Consider the following 3,772-nt stretch of genomic DNA (forward strand, 5'->3'; position numbering starts at 1 on the left):
CAAACCTGGTAAAGTAGGTAGTCGCCACAATACCATAGCAATTAAAAGCCCCGCAGAAATGTGGGGCTTTTTTTGTGTTGCTTGTGTCCGTCCTGAAATAAGTTGACACAAATTTGACTTATAATGGGAAGCGATTCATTTTCAGTAAAAAGGCGTAGCCAACGTGATTATAATTTGGGCTTTAAACTGTCTGTGATCAGCCAGATAGAAAAGGGCGAAATGACGGATCAAGACAAAAACTTGTGGAGCGCATAGGATTTTTCTAGGTTTGTGTTTTTAATCAACCTAGTTTGTTTTGGAGAGTTTCCTGCCTATCATTCATTTTTTACTACCAGAGTTTATCCTCGAAAATTTTGAATTAACCTCCATCGACCGGCAGGACGGTGTATTTCATGTGCATATCGACGAGAAGAATGCGGATGAGAATGACCCGGAAAGGAAGAGCCTGCTTTCCAAGGGCTTCTTTCCGACAATTACTGTTCAGGATTTCCCAATTCGGGGCCATAAGGTCTTTCTTCACATCAAGCGGCGCAGGTGGCTCAATACCAAAACAGGAAAAGTAGTTTACAGAGATTGGACGGAAGTAGGTAAAGGAACACGAATAACTAGTGAATTCGCGGCTTTTTTAAAAGATATCAGTCGATACCAACCCGAGTAGTGCCTGGGCCATTAGAAGGTTCTATGGAGTTAGTGGCAGGGATTTACTACGACAATATCGTGATTTTCAGAGTGGATTTAAGGATTGGAGCCAACGCGGCCACGCTAAGAAGTGGCTGTTGTTTCCTCAGAATCTAGGGTCTCATTTATCTATTGACGAGACCAGTCTTTCACATGGCGAGTTGTACACTATTCTCACTAATAAATCTGCCAAAGGCGGCAAAGGGAGCATTATAGCCATTGTAGCAGGCACCAAGGCCGAGACAGTTATCGAAGTCATCCGAAAAATCCCAGAGGCACTACGCAAAAAGGTGTCTGAAATTACGCTTGACATGGCTGGCAGCATGTCAATGATCGCTAAGAGATGTTTTCCACGGGCAACACGCGTCACCGACCGTTTTCACGTGCAAAGGTTAGCTATTGAAGCCTTGCAAGAGATCCGCATCAAACATCGCTGGGAATCGCTAGATCAAGAAAATGACGCTATCGAGCAGGCTAAAACGTCTCAAAATGAATATCATCCGGAAATATTATCCAATGGCGACACCGTAAAACAACTCCTAGCTCGGAGCCGATATGCGCTGTACAAAAAGCCCAATATCTGGACTGAAAGCCAGCGAGAGAGGGCGCTACTCCTGTTTGAGCGCTTTCCAGACCTTAAACGCGCATACGAGCTGTCGCTAGAATTAAGCAACATCTTCACAAACACGACCGAAAAGATTTACGGACTCACTAGACTGGCCAAATGGCATGAAAAGGTCCGGCAGTCCGGCTTCAAATCGTTTAACACTGTCGCCCGCTCGATCCAGAACCACTACAAGACGATCGTCAACTATTTTGATAACCGAAGCACGAATGCCTCGGCCGAATCTTTCAACGCGAAGATCAAGGCATTCAGGGCGCAGTTCCGGGGTGTTCGGAATGTCGAGTTCTTCCTTTACCGGCTTACTCAATTATATGCTTAATCCTATGCGCTCCACAACTTTTTGTCTTGATCCGAAATGACATACAAGCAAGCTCAGCGGATTTATGGTATCCAGGGCAGAAGTACGGTTTTGGTCTGGTTGCGCAAACATGGTAATTTGGATTGGAGAAAACCAAACTTGCCGAAAATGCCTTCAGCTAAAGAAACGCCAGCGCAACAGATCAAGCGGTTACAGAAAGAACTAGAAGATGAGCGTCTAAAAAACTTGATTCTCAATGAGATGGTTGACCGTTTCGACGGAGAATACAACGCTGGCCTACGAAAAAAGTATTTACCCAAACAGTCCAAAAGCTCCGAGGGCAAGGTAAAGTAAGCCTATCGCGAAGTTGTAGATTGTTTGGGATAAGCCGACAGGCACTTTATCAAAGAGAAGTACGGAAAGTCAGCAGAGCCACAGCGTTGCAGCCAGTTAAGGCGATGGTGCAAGACATCCGTAGGCAGATGCCCAGATTGGGCACCCGAAAGCTTTATTACCTGATGGAGGCCGATTTACGGCAAAAACAAATCGAGCTTGGCCGAGATGGACTTTTTGATTTGCTAAGAGCAGAATATTTACTAATACGACCCTTAAAAAAATACACGAAGACTACCAATTCGAAACATTGGCTAAGGAAATACCCTAATCTGATGAAGAATTGCAAACCCGACCGCCCAGAACAATATTTCGTAAGCGATATCACTTATGTAAAAAGCAGAGAATCGGTTCACTACTTGTCACTGGTCACCGATGCTTACAGTAGAAGAATAATGGGCTACCACCTGAGCGAAGATATGATATCGGAAAGTGTGGTAAAAGCCCTTAAACAGGCAATCAAATGCAGAATGTATACCAATCAAACGATCCATCATTCAGATCGGGGCCTTCAATACTGCTCAATGATCTACCAAAAGGTACTTAGCACAGGAAATATTGTCCCTTCTATGACAGATGGTTATGATTGTTATCAGAATGCGCTGGCGGAAAGGATCAATGGGATACTTAAACAAGAATTCTTGATTAACAAGTGTAAGACAAAGAAAGAGTTAGAGTTGCTTTTAAAAGAATCTGTTGAGATTTACAACGATAAAAGACCTCATCTAAGCTTAAATATGATGACACCCAATGCAGTGCACAAAAAAGCCTCGGAGAAAATCTCCAAGGCTAGTAACTTTATCTAAAACCGTCAACTTATTTCAGGACGGCACACCCTTAAAAAATACACGAAGACCACCAATTCGAAACATTGGCTAAGGAAATACCCTAATCTGATGAAGAATTGCAAACCCGACCGCCCAGAACAATATTTCGTAAGCGATATCACTTATGTAAAAAGCAGAGAATCGGTTCACTACTTGTTATTGGTCGCAGATGCTTACATTAGAAGAGTAATGGGCTACCACCTGAGCGCAGATATGACATCGGAAAGTGTGGTAAAAGCCCTTAAACAGGCAATCAAATGCAGAATGTATACTAATCAAACGATCCATCATTCAGATCGGGGCCTTCAATACTGCTCAATGATCTACCAAAAGGTACTCAGCACAGGAAATATTGTCCCTTCTATGACAGATGGCTATGATTGTTATCAGAATGCGCTGGCGGAAAGGATCAATGGGATACTTAAACAAGAATTCTTGATTAACAAGTGTAAGACAAAGAAAGAGTTAGAGTTGCTTTTAAAAGAATCTGTTGAGATTTACAACGATAAAAGACCTCATCTAAGCTTAAATATGATGACACCCAATGCAGTGCACAAAAAAGCCTCGGAGAAAATCTCCAAGGCTAGTAACTTTATCTAAAACCGTCAACTTATTTCAGGACGGCACAGGTGTTCACCTACTCGCCGGCTGCGAGCCCCGGTCGAGCGCGACGCCGACCCGAGCAGAGAAGTTAAGCGGGGCTACCTAAGTCGGGAGCGCCAAGGTTGTTGGCAACCCCCGCAAGAACCGCCGATGATACTTGGCCTACGCGGCGCGGATCAAACCTACGCTGTCCGACCTGGTAAAGTAGGCGGGGCGCGTAGCCTGGTCGCCACAATACCAACACAAAGAGGGTGTCTCAATTTAAAACCGTGGCACCCTCTTTCGTTTGAATTATTCGGGCAGAAAATTATCGGTCGATATCCTTCATCAAAAGCTAAAAGGCTTTCT

General features: G+C 44.1%; 3 protein-coding genes and 1 pseudogene. All 4 read left to right on the forward strand.

Annotated elements, in window-relative coordinates; genetic code table 11:
- Positions 1-295 precede the first annotated feature (295 nt).
- The 4 genes and pseudogenes from AC1XTG_RS25530 (at position 296) to AC1XTG_RS25545 (ending at position 3,421) form a co-directional block, all read left to right on the forward strand.
- On the forward strand, positions 296-658 hold the full coding sequence (locus tag AC1XTG_RS25530; RefSeq protein ID WP_484843885.1) for an ISAon1 family transposase N-terminal region protein: 363 nt from the start codon (positions 296-298) through the stop codon (positions 656-658).
- 10 nt (positions 659-668) lie between these two features.
- Positions 669-1,622, forward strand: coding sequence for an ISAon1 family transposase (locus AC1XTG_RS25535; RefSeq protein WP_484843886.1), 954 nt, complete (start codon positions 669-671; stop codon positions 1,620-1,622).
- Between the two features lie 33 nt (positions 1,623-1,655).
- Positions 1,656-2,800 (forward strand): annotated as a pseudogene (locus AC1XTG_RS25540) (IS3 family transposase); the annotation flags it as partial.
- Positions 2,801-2,812: 12 nt separating this feature from the next.
- Complete coding sequence (locus tag AC1XTG_RS25545; RefSeq protein WP_484843887.1) at positions 2,813-3,421, forward strand: IS3 family transposase; 609 nt, start codon at positions 2,813-2,815, stop codon at positions 3,419-3,421.
- Positions 3,422-3,772: the final 351 nt, after the last annotated feature.

It is taken from the genome of Dyadobacter sp. HNCC25DJ183, assembly GCF_056895175.1.